General features: G+C 66.7%; 9 protein-coding genes and 1 tRNA gene. 2 read left to right on the top strand and 8 right to left on the bottom strand.

Annotated features, from left to right (window positions below):
* Positions 1-9: 9 nt before the first annotated feature.
* On the bottom strand, positions 10-714 hold the full coding sequence (locus FZ983_RS30370) for a hypothetical protein (RefSeq protein WP_149228287.1): 705 nt from the start codon (positions 712-714) through the stop codon (positions 10-12).
* A gap of 150 nt (positions 715-864) precedes the next feature.
* On the opposite strand from FZ983_RS30370, the gene FZ983_RS30365 reads away from it, so the two are divergent.
* Complete coding sequence (locus FZ983_RS30365) at positions 865-2,058, top strand: site-specific integrase (protein WP_149228286.1); 1,194 nt, start codon at positions 865-867, stop codon at positions 2,056-2,058.
* Positions 2,059-2,253: 195 nt separating this feature from the next.
* Here the strand turns inward: FZ983_RS30365 and FZ983_RS30360 are convergent.
* From FZ983_RS30360 to FZ983_RS30325, 7 genes are all read right to left on the bottom strand, one after another.
* A tRNA-Gln gene (locus FZ983_RS30360) sits at positions 2,254-2,327 on the bottom strand.
* A gap of 160 nt (positions 2,328-2,487) precedes the next feature.
* Positions 2,488-4,677: a 4-alpha-glucanotransferase gene (gene malQ / locus FZ983_RS30355; protein WP_149228285.1), complete on the bottom strand. Its 2,190-nt coding sequence runs from the start codon at positions 4,675-4,677 to the stop codon at positions 2,488-2,490.
* A 109-nt stretch (positions 4,678-4,786) separates the two neighbouring features.
* Entirely contained in the window at positions 4,787-5,854 is a 1,068-nt protein-coding gene (locus FZ983_RS30350) for a response regulator (RefSeq protein ID WP_149228284.1), read from the bottom strand.
* A gap of 156 nt (positions 5,855-6,010) precedes the next feature.
* On the bottom strand, positions 6,011-8,149 hold the full coding sequence (glgX, locus tag FZ983_RS30345) for a glycogen debranching protein GlgX (RefSeq protein WP_149228283.1): 2,139 nt from the start codon (positions 8,147-8,149) through the stop codon (positions 6,011-6,013).
* A gap of 560 nt (positions 8,150-8,709) precedes the next feature.
* A complete protein-coding gene (glgB, locus tag FZ983_RS30335; protein ID WP_247884045.1) occupies positions 8,710-10,998 on the bottom strand; it encodes a 1,4-alpha-glucan branching protein GlgB in 2,289 nt (762 codons plus the stop codon).
* A 287-nt stretch (positions 10,999-11,285) separates the two neighbouring features.
* Positions 11,286-14,663: a maltose alpha-D-glucosyltransferase gene (gene treS, locus FZ983_RS30330; RefSeq protein WP_149228281.1), complete on the bottom strand. Its 3,378-nt coding sequence runs from the start codon at positions 14,661-14,663 to the stop codon at positions 11,286-11,288.
* A 280-nt stretch (positions 14,664-14,943) separates the two neighbouring features.
* Positions 14,944-16,434 (bottom strand): PLP-dependent aminotransferase family protein, encoded by a 1,491-nt coding sequence (locus FZ983_RS30325; protein WP_149228280.1) that lies wholly within the window; start codon positions 16,432-16,434, stop codon positions 14,944-14,946.
* Positions 16,435-16,554: 120 nt separating this feature from the next.
* Here FZ983_RS30325 and FZ983_RS30320 point away from each other — a divergent pair, with 120 nt between their 5' ends.
* Entirely contained in the window at positions 16,555-17,214 is a 660-nt protein-coding gene (locus FZ983_RS30320) for a pyridoxamine 5'-phosphate oxidase family protein (RefSeq protein WP_149228279.1), read from the top strand.
* Positions 17,215-17,226: the final 12 nt, after the last annotated feature.

Raw genomic sequence — 17,226 nt, 5'->3', positions numbered from 1 at the left:
TTTACTCCTTTACTCTGATGTTCCATAGCGTATCTTCTCGAAATCCATGCCACGCATGAAGTACGCGAGACGAAGCAAGCCAAATCCAGTTATTTCAACGATCTGATCCATATCAGCGCTTCTCATGCTTGGGTTCGATATAAAATCTTCGGTAAAATAAAAAAATCCTGGCCTTGGACCACCAAATCCAACTACTGATCCGAAATATACATGAGCCTTTGGTCGCTGATGCGACACATGGATAGTTAGCGTTAGCGGCATACTATCCTTTTGCTTGACCTCCGGCTTCTGGCTAAATATTGGATCGACCCCTGAAGCCTTTCTAACATTATCAACAATATCGTAGTAATTTTCTATATCAGATGATAGTTTTATGAGAGCAGAAAGCATTTCAATAAAATTGTGCTCTTTAGAAAGAGCAAGCTCATTAGCCACAAATTCTGATGTCTTATTGCACATATACGGATTGGATAAGTCGGTCCTTATAGATCCGTATTCTTCAAATTTCTGAAGAGCATGCTTTGGACTTCCCGCCATCATTACGGTCAATATTTTTGCACAGTCATCAATAGTTATATCAGGCGCGCCTTTTCCACGCCCTCCTGTGGTTATCAACTTTTCTTTCGTTAGAGGTTTGCAGTATTCCTCAATTGCACTTTCTGGCGGGCCGAATATCCTCGACATTTCCGAAATCGTCGCGCGGAGCTTGGGCATTTCTTTCCTCTCGTTCGGCGTCGCCGCGTCCGTAATAGGGTTGTAGCCCTTTTTCTGGTTGCAGGCAACAATGAAATAGGGCTACAACCCCGTAACGCCTGTCAATGTCCGTTAACGGGGCGTTTTAGCCGAAGCAGAGGACGGGACTTTATGGCATCCGTACGCAAGCGCACCCTGCCCAGCGGTAAGGCTGTCTGGCAGGTCGATTACAAGGATCAGACGGGACATCGACGGTCCCGACAATTCAGGACGAAGAAGGAAGCCGACGCTTTCGAAACGAAAGCCCGTGCTGAGGTGGCCGTCGGCATCCACACGCCTGACTCAGTGTCGGTGACGGTGGCCGCGGCAGCTGAGTTATGGATCAAGGCCGGCCAGACCGACGGGCTGGAGGCCAGCACGATCACCCAACGTGACCAGCACATGCGCCTGCATATCGTCCCGCTGATCGGCGAGACGAAGCTGTCGCAGCTCACCACGCCCAAGGTGGAGGCGTTCAAGGACGAACTGGTCCGCACCCGCTCCCGCCAGATGGCACGGGCGGTCCTGACCAGCTTGAAAGGAATTCTGAAGGTCGCCCGCCGCAAGGGGCTGATCGCTCAGAACCCGGCTGAAGCTGTCAGCGTTGACAAGCGGCGGATTGAGGATGAGGAGGACGCGCCGATCCCGCCGAAGGCGGATATCCGCGCCCTGCTGGCCAAAGTGCCGGAAACGCACCCTCTGAGCCGCGTGACGCTCGGCCGCTGGGTCGCTGGGCAAGGACGACCGCAGCGCATTGCACCTATCCCCTGGCGCCCCCTGATCGTGACGGCGATCTTCACCGGCATGCGGGCATCCGAACTGCGGGGCCTGCGGTGGTCGAATATCGACCTCAAGGCCGGCCTGATCCGCGTCAGGGAGCGAGCGGACCGATATCAGAAGCTCGGGCCACCAAAGTCCAAGGCCGGCCGCCGAGACATCCCGCTGGCGCCGCTGGTGGTGAACACCCTGAAAGAGTGGCGACTGGTCTGCCCGAACACGGAGTTGGACCTTGTGTTTCCCTCTGAACAGGGTTCAGTGATCCTGCATACCAACCTGCTGCGGCAGGGCTACTACCCGCTGCTGCGCGCCTGCGGACTGATGGCGAAGGAAGCCACCGATCCGCCCTATCCCTTCCACTCCCTGCGCCATGCCGCCGCCTCGCTGTTCATCGAAGCCGGCTGGGGGCCGAAGAAGGTCCAGGCGTTGATGGGCCACTCCAGCATCACGGTGACCTACGACATCTACGGTCACCTGTTCCCCTCCCCGGACGACGACCGGGAAGCGATGGCACAGCTTCAGGCTCGGCTCTTGGGCGGGCCGTCATGAAGGGCGGAATGTCCAGAACAGGCAGAGAACGAGACCACCCCGACCGTGTTGCATCCGTGTTGCGCCCAAACGCCTCGTAGCGGTTGGAAATCGTTGCGGATCAACGGGATAGCGTTGCGACACGTTGCAACACGCTCAAATGCAAAAGGCCCACCGTGGGGCGGGCCTAACGTGTTGATTTTGCTCGGGAAAGGGTGGTTGGGGGACTAGGATTCGAACCTAGGCTGGCGGAGTCAGAGTCCGCTGTCCTACCGCTAGACGATCCCCCAGACCGTCACCGGGGCGGCTCGCTTGCCGTGCCCCGTGGTGTGGGCGGGTTTATAGCGACCACGTGCCGGGCTGTGAAGAGCTTTTTTCGCTTCCGATGCACTTTTTTTTGGGGCGTTGACCGCCGGTCCGGTTTTTCCCTGGACCGGCGGCGCCTTTCACTCAGCGTGGAACAGCGCCCGCCATGGGCGCGATGATCCGGCGGAGGTCGTCGTCGGCCTCCAATTCCTCCAACATACGAGGAAGGCGGCGACGCCAATTCGGATGCTGGTCGACGGTGCCGGGCAGGTTGGGCTGTTCGTCGTCCGCCAGCGCGTCCTCGATCTGAACCATCACGATACGCGACGGGGTGTGTGCCAGATAGGCGTGGACAGCGGCCGACAGTTCGACGCGGAACGGCTGGTCGCCATCGTCGGTGGGATAGCTGTCCGGGCGCAGCCCCTCGCGGGAAAGGGCCTGCAACAGGCGCCAGCGGTCGACACCGCGGTCCCAGCGGTCCTTGTCCCGGCTGGCATCATCGGGATAGAGGCTGAGACGCTGGCGCCAATCGAGGTCGCGGCCGGTCCAGAAGCCCTTGAAGGGTGCCAGATCATGCGTGCTGACCGTCGCCATGGACCCGGCGGGATACTCGCCGGGAGACTTGAAGCCGCCGTCGACGGTGCGTTCGAAATACAGCACGCGGTAGCTGAGGATGCCGGCCTGCTCCAGAGCCGGCCGGAAGCCTTCCGGAACGGTGCCCAGATCCTCGCCGATCACGACGCAGCGGTTGCGGCGGCTCTCCAGCGCCACGATGCGCAGAAGGTCGTGGAAGGGATAGGCGACATAGGCGCCGTCGCTGCCGTCCTCCGGGATCCAGAACAGGTGCTGCAGCGCCATCACATGGTCGATGCGAAGCGCCGCCGCATGGCGCATGTTGGCGCGCAGAAGCTCGACAAAGGGGCGGTAGGCGGCCTCGCGCAGGCCCAGCGGCGACAACGGCGCCAAGCCCCAGTTCTGGCCTTTCAGGTTGAACTGGTCGGGCGGCGCGCCGACATTGGCGCCCTGCACCAGCATCGACGGATCAGCCCAGGCGGAACCGCCGCCGGGATGGGCGGCTACGGCGAGGTCGCGGTAGAAGCCCATGGCAAGACCGGCGGAACGACCGCGCGCAGCCGCCTCCCCCAACTGGCAGTCGGCCTCGAACTGTGCCCAGGCGAAGAAATCGACACGGTCGGCATGGTCGGCGGCAAAGGCGGCAACCTCGGCGCTCCCCGGGTCCTGGAAGGCTGCCGGCCAGCTGCGCCACATCCACAGCGATGGGTCCTTGCGGAAGAAATGCTCGTGCAGGGCATCGAACAGGGCGTGGCGATCAAGCGCCGCCCCCATCTCCTGCCGGAAGCGGGCGTAGGCTGCCTTGCGGGGATGGCTGTCGGGAAGGCTGCGGAATCGGGCGTGCAGCCCTTCCAGAACCGGAAGCTTCAGCGCGGCGACCGCGGGGTAATCGACCAATTCCGCCTGCCGTGCTGCGGCCAACGAGGACTGGAAGGCGGGGGCCGCGATCCGGGCGCGCAGGTCGTCGGCATCCGCCAACTCGGGAACGGAGGACGGGTCGATGTAGAGAATGTTGAGGAATTGGCGGCTGGACGGCGAATAGGGGCCGATATGGTTCGGGTCGGCCGGGAACAGGGCATGCAGCGGGTTCAGCCCGACCAGCCCGGCGCCCAGCCGGCCGGCGACTTCGGCGAAGCCGGAAAGATCGCCGAAATCCCCCATGCCCCAATCGCGGCCGGACCGCAGGGCATAGACCTGCAGCCCGATGCCCCAGCAGCGGCCGGCCGGCACCATCTCCTCCACCGTCACACAGCGGTCGGGCGCCACGATCAGGGTGGTGGCACCGGATGGACCGGCGCCACCATGGGCCTCCACATGCACCACCAGCCGGTGATAACCGATGGGCAGCGACACCGGCAGCAGCCCCCCAAGTGCGCGGCGCTCATAGGCCGTGCCGTCCAGCGTGGCACGCTCCTCCACCGGCAGGTCGCGGACCGTGACGCTGCCGCCCTGGGCGACCCCGCCCTCCGGTGTCAGTTCCCAAACCAGCGTAGCGTCATCCAAACCGGCAGGCAGGGCGATGCCTAGCCCGATCCCCTGCCCTTCCCCGGTGACCAGGACCGGCGGCAGCAGGCGGCTCCAGGACCGCCGCTCCACCGTGCGCAGGCTGGCGGCGACCTCCTCGTCCGTGGCAGCCGCCAACCCCATGGCGGCGACCAGCGCCCGCTTGGTGGCGGCGGAGGTCTCGCGCCGGTTGCCCCAGATGTCGTGATAGAGGGGTTCTAGTCCAAGCAGATCGGCCAGCCGGTCGAGATCACTCATGCAGGGTCCCCGCGGATTGTACGGAATGGGTGTTGGGGCTAAGGGAGTGGCGGGTGCGGCGCGCGGCGTCAATGCAGACCGGCGGCCTATGCCATCGGCGCCTCCCACGTCACCCGACCGGAAGGGCGGATGCCGCCTGCCCTCCGGCACCCGGCGGCGGGGCGGCGGCGGAAGCGTCGTCGGCGGGGACCGCTGGCAGGGCAGCGGCGGCCGCCTTGGCCTGGGCGATCTGCTCCAGCCGGCTGCGGTAGCCGGAGACGGCGGCGGACACCTCGCGCGTCATCGCCTCCAGCGGGCGGTCGGGATCGACGGCCTGCATCAGGGCGCGCGACAGGGCCTGCAACTGCTCCCGGTCGTCGACGGGGACCGGTCCGCACTCCGCGGCGGCGCGGACCTTGTCGGCCAGTGTCTTGACGGCGCGGGCCACCGCCTCAACTGGGGCATGGTCGCCGTCCTCGCCCAGCCGGCGCAGCAGATCGTCCAGGAAGCCGCCGATGCGGCCGACATGGTCGATGGCCATGCGGTCCGGCGCCCGTCGCGCCAGCCCGTCCAGGGCGAATTCCACCAGGAAGGCGACCTGGATGCTGGCGCGCAGCCGCTTCTGGGTGGTGACGGTCGAAATCGCTTCGTTCAACTGCATGCGGGCGCCGGACTGGGTCCATTGGCCGACTGCCTTCAGGCGGAGCGTGTTGGGCGCGTCCAGAACCGGCACCTGGGCGCCATCGCGCGGGGATTTGCGGCGGTCGGGGCCGGTATAGTCGGCGGTGACGACGAAGCCCTTGCGCGCCTCGATCAGGCTGACGATCCGGTCGCGCACCTGCTTGGGCGACACCGGCTTCATCAGCAGATCGTCGCCGCCGACATTCGTGACGCGGGTCAGCAGTGCCGGAGTCGGCGCCCAGGTGGTGACGATGACGCAGGCGAAGGGGTTCGGCACGGCCGGTTCGTTGCGCAGGGCGCGGATGAAGCGGAAGGCCTCCGAATCCTCGCCGTCGGCGTCGAGCAGCAGCAGATCCGGCATGGCGGCGGTCAGCAGCCCGGCGGCGGCCCTCACCGAATCGAACAGCTCCACCCGGCGGAAGCCCAGGCGGATCAGCACGTCGCGGAACACGCGCGCGGTGTTGAGCTGGCTGTCGATGATCGCGGCGTCGACCTGCGAGAAATCGTAATCCGGCATCGCCCTACCCGAAGCTCCGCTGCGATCGTGACGGCAACACGTCCCGCAGGGTAACACGCATTGTCTCCGACCGTCGCGGTAGCATCTTCACCGGGGAAAAGACCAGTGGGCAAAGGACCGCAGGCGGCGGCCCATGCCGTGCCGCCGCGCCTCCACTCACATCCCCGCCTGTTCCACCAGGGTGAAGACCAGCACCGTCCGCCCGTCGACCAGTACCGACCGGCCGGCCAGATGCAGGCGTTCGTCCCCCGCCCCGTCGGCGACGCGGGTGTCGAGCACGCACCGCCAGCCCCGGCCGCCCGGCACGTCCGGCAGGGTGACGGTCAGGATGTCGGCATGGGCGTTCAGCACGATCAGCATCACACCGTCGGACAGCGGCTGCCCGTCCGGCCCGGTATGGGTGCCGGCGCGGCCGTTCAGCAGCAGGACGATGCAGCGCGCCTGGGTGTTGCGCCAATGCTCGGCGGTCTTCTCGACACCCTGGGCATTGTACCAGACGATGTCCTTCAGCCCGTTGGCCGCGGTCTCGCGCCCATGCAGGAAGGTGGGGCGGCGCAGGACCGGGTGGGCGCGCCTCAGCGCGATCAGCCGGCGGACGAAGGACACCAGCGCCCCGTCGCGCTTCGCCCAGTCCAGCCAGGTGATGTCGTTGTCCTGGCAATAGGCGTTGTTGTTGCCGTCCTGGCTGTGCTCCAGCTCGTCGCCGGCCAGCATCATCGGCGTGCCCTGCGACAGCATCAGCGTGGCCAGCAGGTTGCGCTTCTGCCGCGCCCGCAGTTCGTTGATGCCGGGGTCGTCGGTCTCGCCCTCCGCCCCGTGGTTCCACGAGCAGTTGGCGGAATGTCCGTCGCGGTTCTCCTCGCCATTCGCCCAGTTGTGCTTGTCGTTGTAGGCGACGAGGTCGTGCAGGGTGAAGCCGTCATGGGCGGTGATGAAGTTCACGCTGGCCCAGGGCCGGCGCCCGCGCTTCTCGAACAGGTCGGCGGAGCCGGCGACGCGACCGGCCAGTTCCGGCAGCATGCCGTCGTCGCCGCGCCAATAGCGCCGCACGGTGTCACGGTAGCGGTCGTTCCACTCCGCCCAGCCCGGCGGGAAATTGCCGACCTGATAGCCGCCGGGACCGACGTCCCAAGGCTCGGCGATCAGCTTCACGTCGGCCAGCACCGGGTCCTGCCGCACGGCGTCGAGGAAACCGGAACCGGGGTCGTAGCCGTAGGGCTCCCGCGCCAGCACGGTGGCGAGGTCGAAGCGGAAGCCGTCGACATGCATCTCCGTCACCCAGTAGCGGAGGCTGTCCATCACCATCTGCACCACGCGCGGGTGGCTGAGGTTCAGGGTGTTCCCGGTGCCGGTGTCGTTGATGTAGTAGCGCGGGTTGTCCGGCATCAGCCGGTAATAGCTGAGATTGTCGATGCCCTTGAAGGACAGGGTCGGCCCCAGATGGTTGCCCTCGGCGGTGTGGTTGTAGACGACGTCGAGGATCACCTCGATCCCCGCCTCGTGCAGGCGGGCGACCATCGTCTTGAACTCCGACAGGACGCCGGTGGTCATGTAGCGAGGCTCCGGCGCGAAGAAGCCGATGGTGTTGTAGCCCCAGTAGTTGGTCATGCCGCGGGTGACGAGATGCTGCTCGTCGGCGATGGCCTGGACCGGCAGGAACTCCACCGAGGTGATGCCGAGCGCCCGCAGATACTCGATCACGCTCTGGGTCGACATGCCGGCGAAGGTGCCGCGCAGATGGGCCGGCACGTCCGGGTGGCGCATGGTGAAGCCGCGGACATGGGTCTCGTACAGCACCGTCTCGGTCCAGGGCACCCGGCGGTGGCGGTCATGCCCCCAGGTGAAGGCGCCGTCCACCACCCGGCATTTCGGCATGCCGCGGGCATTGTCGCGCCGGTCGAAGGATAAGTCCTCCTTGGTCGAGCCGACCCGGTAGCCGTAATGGGCATCCGACCATTTGAAGCCGCCGAACAGCGCCTTGGCATAGGGGTCGATCAGCAGCTTGTTGGGGTTGAAGCGGTGCCCCTCCTCCGGCTCGTAGGGTCCATGGACGCGGTAGCCGTAGAGCAGGCCGGGGCGGGCATCGGGCAGGTAGCCGTGCCAGACCTCGTCGGTGTGCTCGGGCAGGGTGACCCGTTCCAGCTCGCGCTGGCCGGTCTTGTCGAACAGGCAAAGCTCCACCCGCTCGGCATTGGCGGAGAAGATCGCGAAGTTGACGCCGAACCCGTCCCAGGTGGCGCCGAGCGGATAGGGCTTGCCGGGCCAGACCGGGGTGCGGGCGGGGGTGGGGGGCATCAGCGGGCGGCCTGTCTATTGGAAAGGAACTGCGGACAAGCCCTCCCCCCCCCGCTCATGCGCAAACATAGTTTGCGCTGACGCGACAGGCGGACCAAAGGTCCGCCGAAAGCGGGGAGAGGGTTGGATGAGGGGGACCCGGGGTAGAGATTTGCAGGAGACCGGGACCCGGCTTTCGCCCGCGGACGGTCGCCGCGCGTCCCCCTCACCGGCCCTCCGGGCCACCCTCTCCCCAGGGGGGAGAGGGTTATCTGATCGCCGGACCGGCTACGAATGGAACGTTTGAAACGGTATGAAACAGTTTTCAGAGACTGTTCCATTGTTTCACGGCCCTGGCGGCACAGCGCCTCACGGTTAGACCGGCGGGTCCGCATCGCGTCGTCATTGGAGGGAACGGGGTTCCTATCGACTATCAGCCAGCGCACGTCTCACCGGTTCCCTGAAAAGACGCAAGGGATCCAATAAGAAAGCCTTCGCCCATCGCCGTCAAGGAAGGTTGGCAACGATGGCGGGTTGTCACGTGCGCCACCCTCTCCCGTCTCGGGAGAGGGTTGAATTTGCTACTCCGCCTTCCGCTCCAAAATCAGCGTGGACAGCGGCGGGATGGTCAGGTCGAGCGAGTGGGTTCGGCCGTGCCAGGGAACTTCCTCGGCGTAGACGCCGCCGCCGGGGTTGCCGACGCCGCTGCCGCCGTATTTGCCGTCGTCGGTGTTGATCCGCTCCACGTAACGGCCGGGAAGCGGAACGCCCACGCGGTAGCCCTGGCGCGGCACCGGCGTGAAGTTGCACACCGCGATGACGATGTGCCCGGACTCGTCGGCCTTGCGCAGGAAGGTGAAGACTGAGTTCTCGTTGTCGTTCGACTCGATCCACTCGAAGCCGGACGGGTCGCAGTCGGTCTTGTGCAGCGGCTCCAGTTCACGGTAGACGCCGTTCAGGTCGCGCACGAGGTCGCGCATGCCCCGGTGCATGGGCTGGTCCAGCAAATGCCAGTCCAGGCTCCGCGCTTCGCTCCACTCGCTCCACTGGGCGAACTCGCCGCCCATGAACAGCAGCTTCTTGCCGGGATGGGCGAACATGAAGCCGTAATAGGCGCGCAGGTTGGCGAACTTCTGCCAGTCGTCGCCCGGCATCTTGTTGATGAGCGAGCCCTTGCCGTGAACAACCTCGTCATGGCTGAGCGGCAGCACGAAGTTTTCGGAGAACTGATAGATCAGCCCGAAGGTCATCTGGTGGTGATGGTAGCGGCGGTGGATCGGGTCGTTCTGCATGTAATGCAGCGTGTCGTGCATCCACCCCATGTTCCATTTGTAGCCGAAGCCGAGACCGCCGAGATATGTGGGCTTCGACACCATCGGCCATGACGTCGATTCCTCCGCCACCGTCATCGCGCCCGGCTGCTGGCCATAGACCAGCTCGTTCATGCGCTTCAGAAAGGCGATGGATTCGAGGTTCTCGCGGCCGCCGAACTTGTTGGGGACCCACTCCCCTTCCTTGCGGCTGTAGTCGAGATAGAGCATGGAGGCGACGGCATCGACGCGAAGCCCGTCCAGCTTGTAATGGTCGAGCCAGAACAGCGCGTTGCCCAGCAGGAAATTCTGCACCTCCGTCCGGCCGAAATTGTAGATCAGGGTGTTCCAGTCCTGGTGGAAGCCCTGGCGCGGATCGGCATGCTCATAGAGATGCGTGCCGTCGAAATCGCCCAGCCCATGCGGGTCGGTCGGGAAATGGCCGGGCACCCAGTCCAGCAGCACGCCCAGGCCGGCGCGGTGGCAGGCGTTGACGAAATCCTTGAAATCCTCCGGCGAGCCGTGGCGGGCGGTCGGCGCATAGAGACCGATGGGCTGGTAGCCCCAGGAGCCGTCGAAGGGATGCTCGGTGATCGGCAGAAGCTCGATATGGGTGAAGCCCATGTCCTTGGCGTAAGGGATCAGCCGCTCGGCCAGCTCCTGATAGGTCAGGAAGCGGTTGTCCTCCTCCGGCACCCGCGCCCAGGAACCCAGATGGACCTCGTAGATCGAGATCGGCGCGGTGCGGTCGGAGGTGGCGAGCTTGCGGCTCTGCCACTCCTGGTCCCGCCACTCGTAGGAGGGCAGGCCGTGGACGACCGAGGCGGTGGCCGGGCGCATCTCCGCCTGGAAGGCGTAGGGATCGGCCTTGGCCGGCATCAGGTTGCCGTTGGGACCGCGGATCTCGAACTTGTAGCGCTGGCCGGCATGGGCGCCGGGAACGAAGATTTCCCAGACGCCGACCTCTACACGGCGGCGCATCGGCAGGCGGCGGCCATCCCAGTTGTTGAAGTCGCCGACGACGCTGACGCTGCGGGCGCTGGGCGCCCAGACCGCGAAGGAGACACCGGCGACGCCGTCGACTTCGCGCGGGTGGGCGCCCAGCTTCTCGTAATTGCGCAGGTGGGTGCCCTCGGCCAGCAGATGGACGTCCAGTTCGCCCAGCATGTTGCCGAAGCGGTAGGCGTCCTCGAACTCCTGGGTCGCCAGCGGGTATTGGGCGCGCAGGCGATAGCGGAAGCGCTCCGTCCGGTCGGGCATCACCGCGAGGTAGAAGCCGTCCTGGTGGATGCGCTCGGCCTCGCCCGCCGGTTCGCCAGTGGCGCTGTCGATCACCCACAGCTTTTCTGCGCCGGGCACGAAGGCGCGGACCTCCACCGGGCGGCCGGGGGCCTCCTGCTGCATGCCGAGCACGGCGAAGGGATCGCCATGGTCGGCCCGCGCGATGGCGTCCGCCGCCGCGCGCAGGGCCTCGGCCCGGTGATCGGTGGAGCGCTGTTCGGTGTCACGGCCTTCGGGGACGCCGGTCTGCGCCTGGTCCTTGCGGGTGTCCGTCGTCATGTCGCTCGCCATTGGCCAAGTGCCCTTCTTCGTGGAGGCCCTATCGTCTTCATGGACTGTCGATCTCTCGCCGTCCAGCCCGGAACGCCGCAAAAGCTTTGCCCCCTCCCCATTCCTCCCCCGCTTCGCGGGAGAGGGAGTAATCGTCGAAGCGGCGGCAGTCCCCTCTCCCGCGTTTGCGGGGGAGGGTTAGGGAGGGGGCAAGCGTCGACACCGGGTCGCCTTCTCCGGACGTGAACATACCCGCGGCGGTTTCGTCACACCATGCCCGCCGCGGATTTGTCCTCTCACCCCTTCGCGCCCGCCTCATTGGCATCGTCGAGCAGGCCCAGCACGCCCTTGACCGGGATGCCGATCCAGTTGGGCCGGTTCGCCGCCTCGTAGCCGATCTCGTAGAAGGCCTTTTCCAGCAGGAACAGGGTCAGCAGGCCGCGCGCGGCCTCATCACCCGCCCCGGTCTCCGCGGGCCAGACCGGACAGCCCTCGATCGCCGTGCGGTAGCCGTCGAGGAAGGAGTCGATGCTGCGGCGTTCCCAGTCGAGGGCGGCGGCGAGCGCCGGGCTGTCACCGCTGTTGGCGCCCTCGCCCGCGCTGTCCAGCCGGAACAGCGCCGCCCAGGCGGCATAGTTGAAGGACCGCAGCATGCCGGCCACGTCGCGCAGGGCGCTGGACTTGGCGCGACGTTCCTCCAGCGTCTTCGCCGGCTCGCCTTCGAAGTCCAGGATGTACCAGTCGTTCTGCGCCCGCACGACCTGACCCAGGTGATAGTCGCCGTGGATGCGGGTCTTGACGCCGTCGATCCGCATCCCCGCCAGCGCGTCGAGCCGCCCCATCGCCTCGGCCCGGCGGGCCAGCAACTGTTCGGCGTCGGCGCGCACATCGGCCGGCAGACGGTCCAGCGTTCCGGGCAGGGCGGCGAAGGCGGCCTCCGCCTGGGCGCGGGCGGCGGCGGCCCAACCCGCCACATCCTCGGCCGAGATCGGCTCCGGATCGAAGGCCGGCTTGCCGGTGGACTGCGCCAGCGCCCGGTGCAGTTCGGCGGTGCGCTGCCCCAGCGTGGTCATCATCACCAGATGCATGCCGAAAGGCTCGCCCGATTCGGAGGCGTCCTCGGTGGTGCCGGCGACGCCGAGGCGGATGTCCTCCAGCTGGCGTTCCAGCTCCTCCACCGTGCTGGCCCAGCCGTCGCCCTGGTTGCGGACGAAGGCCTGCGCCACCGCCAGCGCGGTGGGCGTACCGTCGGCCGCCACCTGCTCCACGGTGCCCAGCAGGGCCGGGGTGTTGGCGAAGCCGACCTCCGTCAGGAAGCGGCCCATCTCGACCTCGGGATGCTCGCCCTCCACCAGCCGGCGCAGGACCTTCAACACGATCTGGCTGTCGACCAGGACGGAGGTGTTGCTCTGCTCCACGCCCAGCCGCCGCACCTCGGTCTCGTCCGACAGCTCGATGGCGGCCAGCGCATCGGTGGCGGTGAAGCGGATGCTGCCGCTGCCGGCCATCCCCGGCGCGGACATCGCCTGCAGCGTCTCGCCGCGCCGCAGCGCCTCGATCAGGGCGAGCGCGAAGCTGTCCGCCTGGACCGCGTCATAGATGGCGCCGGTCCGGGGGCCCCGCCGCACCTTGGCCAGCGTGTAGGGAAGCAGCGGCCAGCCGGTGCCGCCCGCCCCATTCTCCCAACTCATCGCCATCGGCAGGAAATAGCTCTGCTCGGCGGCATCGCCGTCTACGCCGACTCCGCTGAGGCCCACCTGCGTGCGCACCAGCATGAAACCGTCGCCGGGGCCGGGCAATTGGGCGGCCATGGTGACGTGCGAGCGGGTGATCCGGCGGTCCTTGGCGGAGAACCAGCGCTGCTTGGGCAGGAAGGCCTGCAGGACGTCGCGGCCCAGCTCGTCCGCCGCCTTGCCGGTGGTGAGGCTGTGCCAGCCGTCGCGCACCACCACGGTCAGCAGGTCCGGCACCGGTTCCGGCGGGGTCTCGTGCCAGGTCGGCAGTTCCGCCTCGGCGGTCAGCGCGAACCAGTAGAAGCCATAGGCCGGCAGCGTCAGCAGATAGGGAAGGTCGCCGATCGGCGGGAAGACCGTCCGGCCCAGCAGTTCGACCGGAATGCGGCCCTTCCAGTTTTTCAGGTCCAGCTCCACCGCCTGGGCCGAGCGTGACAGGTTGGCGACGCACAGCGCGATCTCCGACCCGTTCTCCGTCTCCATGCAGCGGACATAGGCCAGAACCTTGCGGTTGCCGGGATAGAGCAGCGAGAAGCTGCCGCGGCCGAAGCTCTGGCGCTGCTTGCGCACCGCGACCAGCCGCTTCATCCAGTTCAGCAGCGAGGACGGGTTGCGGGCCTGCGCCTCCACATTGACGGCCATGAAGCCGTAGATCGGGTCCAGCACCGCCGGCAGGTAGAGCCGGGCCGGGTCGGCGCGTGAGAAGCCGCCGTTGCGGTCGATCGACCATTGCATCGGCGTGCGCACGCCGTCGCGGTCGCCGAGATAGATGTTGTCGCCCATGCCGATCTCGTCGCCGTAATACAGCACCGGCGTGCCCGGCATCGACATCAGCAGGCTGTTCAGCAGCTCGATCTTGCGGCGGTCGTTCTCCAGCAGCGGGGCGAGGCGGCGGCGGATGCCCAGGTTGATCCGCATGCGCCGGTCGGCCGCGTAGAAGTTCCAGAGATAGTCGCGCTCGCTGTCGGTGACCATCTCCAGCGTCAATTCATCATGGTTGCGCAGGAAGATGGCCCACTGGCAGTCCGCCGGGATGTCCGGGGTCTGGCGCATGATATCGGCGATGGGATGCCGGTCCTCCATCGCCACCGCCATGTAGATGCGCGGCATCAGCGGGAAGTGGAAGGACATGTGGCATTCGTCGCCGCCCTTCTCCGGATCGCCGAAATAGGGCAGCACGTCCTCCGGCCACTGGTTGGCCTCGGCCAGCAGCATGCGGTCGGGATACTCGGCATCCAGTGCGGCGCGGATCGCCTTCAGGACGTCGTGCGTCTCCGGCAGATTCTCGTTGTTGGTGCCCTCGCGCTCCTTCAGGTAGGGGATCGCGTCGAGCCGCAGCCCGTCCACCCCGATGTCCAGCCAGAAGCGCATGACCTTCAGCACCTCCTCCAGAACTTCGGGATTGTCGAAGTTCAGGTCGGGCTGGTGCGAATAGAAGCGGTGCCAGTAATAGGCGTTGGCGACCGGATCCCAGGTCCAGTTGGACTTTTCCGTGTCGCAGAAGATGATGCGCGTGCCCTGGTATTTCTGGTCGCTGTCGGACCAGACATAATAGTCGCGGTGGTTGGAGCCCGGAGGCGCCTCCCGCGCGCGCTGGAACCAGGGATGCTGGTCGGAGGTGTGGTTGATGACCAGTTCGGTGATCACCCTGAGGCCGCGGTTGTGGCATTCCTCCATGAAGCGCCGGAAGTCGTCCAGGTTCCCGTAGGTCGGGTTGACCGAGGTATAGTCGGCGATGTCATAGCCGTCGTCGCGCAGCGGGGACGGATAGAAGGGCAGAAGCCACACCGCCGTTACGCCCAGATCCTGGATATAGTCCAGCTTCTGGGTCAGGCCGGCGAAATCGCCGATGCCGTCATTGTCGGCGTCGAAGAACGCCTTGATGTGCAGTTGGTAGATGACGGCGTCCTTGTACCAGAGCCGGTCCTGCCGATCGATCATGGGTCCAGCACTTTCGAGAAGCGATTGACGGAACACGTGTCGCGGGAACACGGGACGGAAACAAGCCACCCGCTCGAAGGTTTCACCCGGCAAGCCATCAGGCAACCCCTGACTTCCGGATATGCTCGACGGCAAAAGTCAGGGGCCGCAACGGTCGGGAGTGTTTTCGAGCCGTAAGCCCAAATGCGCGGCAATCCGGACTGGACATGAATTGACGCCGAAGAGTTATCCGGGCGGGCCAATTGACATACCATCCAGCACCCGCAACCCGGCCGGTGAATCATTTGCAATCATCGACGCACAACCGCGCCAGATCGCGCACCGCGCGGTCGAGCGTCGCCGGGTCGTGGGCGGCGAAGCCCAGCAGCAGGCCGTTGCCGGCGATGCCGTCGGCGGCACGATGGTAACTGGACAGCGGCGGCGTGGTCAGGCCGATGCGGGCGGCGCGCTCGGCCAGGGCATGGTCGGGGCAGTCCGGCGGCAGACGGAGCAGGACATGCATGCCGGCCTCCCCCGCTTCGGCCGTGGCGAAGCCGTCGAAGGCTCCTGCGATCGACTCCAGGATGGCGGTGCGCTTGGCGGCGTAGAGGGAGCGCATGGCCCGCAGATGCGAGGCGAAATGGCCGTCGACGAGGAAACGGTGCAGGGCCGCCTGCGGCACCACGCTGGTTCCGCCGTCGAAATGGCGCCGCGCGGCGCGCACCGGCTCGACCAGATCGGGCGGCACCACGACATAGCCGAGCCGCAGCGCCGGGAACATCACCTTGCTGAAGCTGCCGACATAGATGACCCGGCCGGCACCGTCCAACCCCTGGAGGGCGGCCAGCGGCGGGCCGGCATAGCGGAACTCGCTGTCGTAATCGTCCTCGACGATCCAGGCGTCGCGGGCCGCCGCCCAGTCCAGCAGGCGCAGGCGCCGCGCAAGGCTCATGGTCACGCCCAAGGGGAATTGGTGGGAGGGGGTGACCAGCGCCAGCCGGGCGTCGGCCCCGCGGGCCATGCCGGCGGCGACGTCGATGCCCTCCCCGTCCACCGGCACCTGGACCAGCCGCGCCCCGGCCCCCAGCAGGGCGGCGCGGTTGCCGGGCCAGCCCGGCTCCTCCACCCAGGCCTCGTCGCCGGGGTCGAGAAGCAGTTGCGCCAGCAGCGCAAGCCCCTGCTGCGCGCCGGAGACGATGACGACCTGCTCCGGCTCGCAACGGACGGCGCGGACGGCGCGCAGATAGGCGGCGATCTCCGCCCGCAGCGGAGCGTGGCCCAGCGGGTCCGGCTCGGTCGCCAGCGCCCGTCCGCCCTGGCGCCAGCAGCGTCCGAGAAGCTGCGCCCACAGGGCGAAGGGAAAGACGCCGAGATCCGGCGTGCCGAGCGCGAAGGGCCGCCCCACCCGATCACGCGCGATGGCCGGCGCCTCGGCCAACACACGGCCGCGGACGGACAGGCCGACACCCCGGCGGACTTCGTCGCGGGCGGGAATGCTGCCGGGCGCCGCATCGGGAAGCGAGGCGGCGACGAAGGTGCCGACCCCCACCCGCCCGGTGACGTAACCCTCCGCCAGCAGCGTGTCGTAGGCGGTCACCACCGTGTTGCGTGACAGCCCCCAGTCGGCGGCGAGCGCCCGGCTGGGTGGCAGTCGCTCCCCCGGACGCAGGCGGCCATCCAGCACCGCCTGACGCAGCGCGCGGTAGAGTTGGCGGTGCAACGGCTCCGCTCCGTCACGGTCGAGCGCCACCGGCCCGAGGCTAGACAGAACCGGAACTGCCGACCTGGCCATGACGGTCTTCCCTGGGGCGAGTGGATTGGTCCCTATGAAATCGACATTCCGGACCTTTCGGCAGAACCATTTTGCCGGTCATTCTCGGCCATCGCAACAGTTCCGGCCTTGAGCACGACAATGACCAGCCTTCCCGCCGATTCCTCCCCCGCTTTGGCTCAGACCCCGCGCACCCGGCCGATTCGGCTGGGCGACCGGGGCAGCCATGACGTCGCCCTGATCCACGCGATCATCGACGAGGCGCCGATCTGCCACGTCGGCTTCGTCGACGACGCCATCAAGGGCCACGGCACCCCCTCCCCCATGGTGATCCCGACGGTTCCGTGGCGCGTGGGGGACGAACTGATGATCCACGGCGCGTCCTCCAGCCGGATGATCCGGCGGCTGCAGGAGGGGGGCGAGGCCTGCATCACCCTGTCGCTGATCGACGGCTGGGTGCTGGCGCGCTCGGCCTTCCATCACTCCGTCAATTACCGCTCGGTCATGCTTTTCGGCCGGCCGCGGCTGGTGATGGAGGAGGCGGAGAAGCGCGCGGCCCTGGATGCCCTGATGGAGAAGATCGAACCCGGCCGCAGCGCCAAGGTGCGGGCGCCCAATGCACAGGAGCTGAAGGCCACATCCGTGCTGGCCTTCCCGATCGCCGAGGCGTCGGCCAAGCGGCGCTCCGGCCCGCCAAGCGACGATCCGGAGGATATGGCCCACCCGGTGTGGGCGGGCGTGGTGCCCTTGCGGCTGACGGCCGGGGAGCCGGAACAGGACCCGGCCCAAACAGGAGCCTGAGAGCAGGCTGGA

Source organism: Azospirillum sp. B21, from assembly GCF_008364825.1.
Taxonomy (GTDB): domain Bacteria; phylum Pseudomonadota; class Alphaproteobacteria; order Azospirillales; family Azospirillaceae; genus Azospirillum.
Note: the sequence above shows the minus strand (reverse complement) of the source record. Positions and strands in the feature narration are given on the sequence as shown.

Coding starts and splice junctions, on each gene's coding strand:
- FZ983_RS30365 (WP_149228286.1), top strand. CDS start 865: ATGGCATCCGTACGCAAGCGCACCCTGCCCAGCGGTAAGGCTGTCTGG.
- FZ983_RS30370 (WP_149228287.1), bottom strand. CDS start 714: ATGCCCAAGCTCCGCGCGACGATTTCGGAAATGTCGAGGATATTCGGC.
- FZ983_RS30320 (WP_149228279.1), top strand. CDS start 16,555: ATGACCAGCCTTCCCGCCGATTCCTCCCCCGCTTTGGCTCAGACCCCG.
- glgX (WP_149228283.1), bottom strand. CDS start 8,149: ATGCCCCCCACCCCCGCCCGCACCCCGGTCTGGCCCGGCAAGCCCTAT.
- malQ (WP_149228285.1), bottom strand. CDS start 4,677: ATGAGTGATCTCGACCGGCTGGCCGATCTGCTTGGACTAGAACCCCTC.
- treS (WP_149228281.1), bottom strand. CDS start 14,663: ATGATCGATCGGCAGGACCGGCTCTGGTACAAGGACGCCGTCATCTAC.
- FZ983_RS30350 (WP_149228284.1), bottom strand. CDS start 5,854: ATGCCGGATTACGATTTCTCGCAGGTCGACGCCGCGATCATCGACAGC.
- glgB (WP_247884045.1), bottom strand. CDS start 10,998: ATGACGACGGACACCCGCAAGGACCAGGCGCAGACCGGCGTCCCCGAA.
- FZ983_RS30325 (WP_149228280.1), bottom strand. CDS start 16,434: ATGGCCAGGTCGGCAGTTCCGGTTCTGTCTAGCCTCGGGCCGGTGGCG.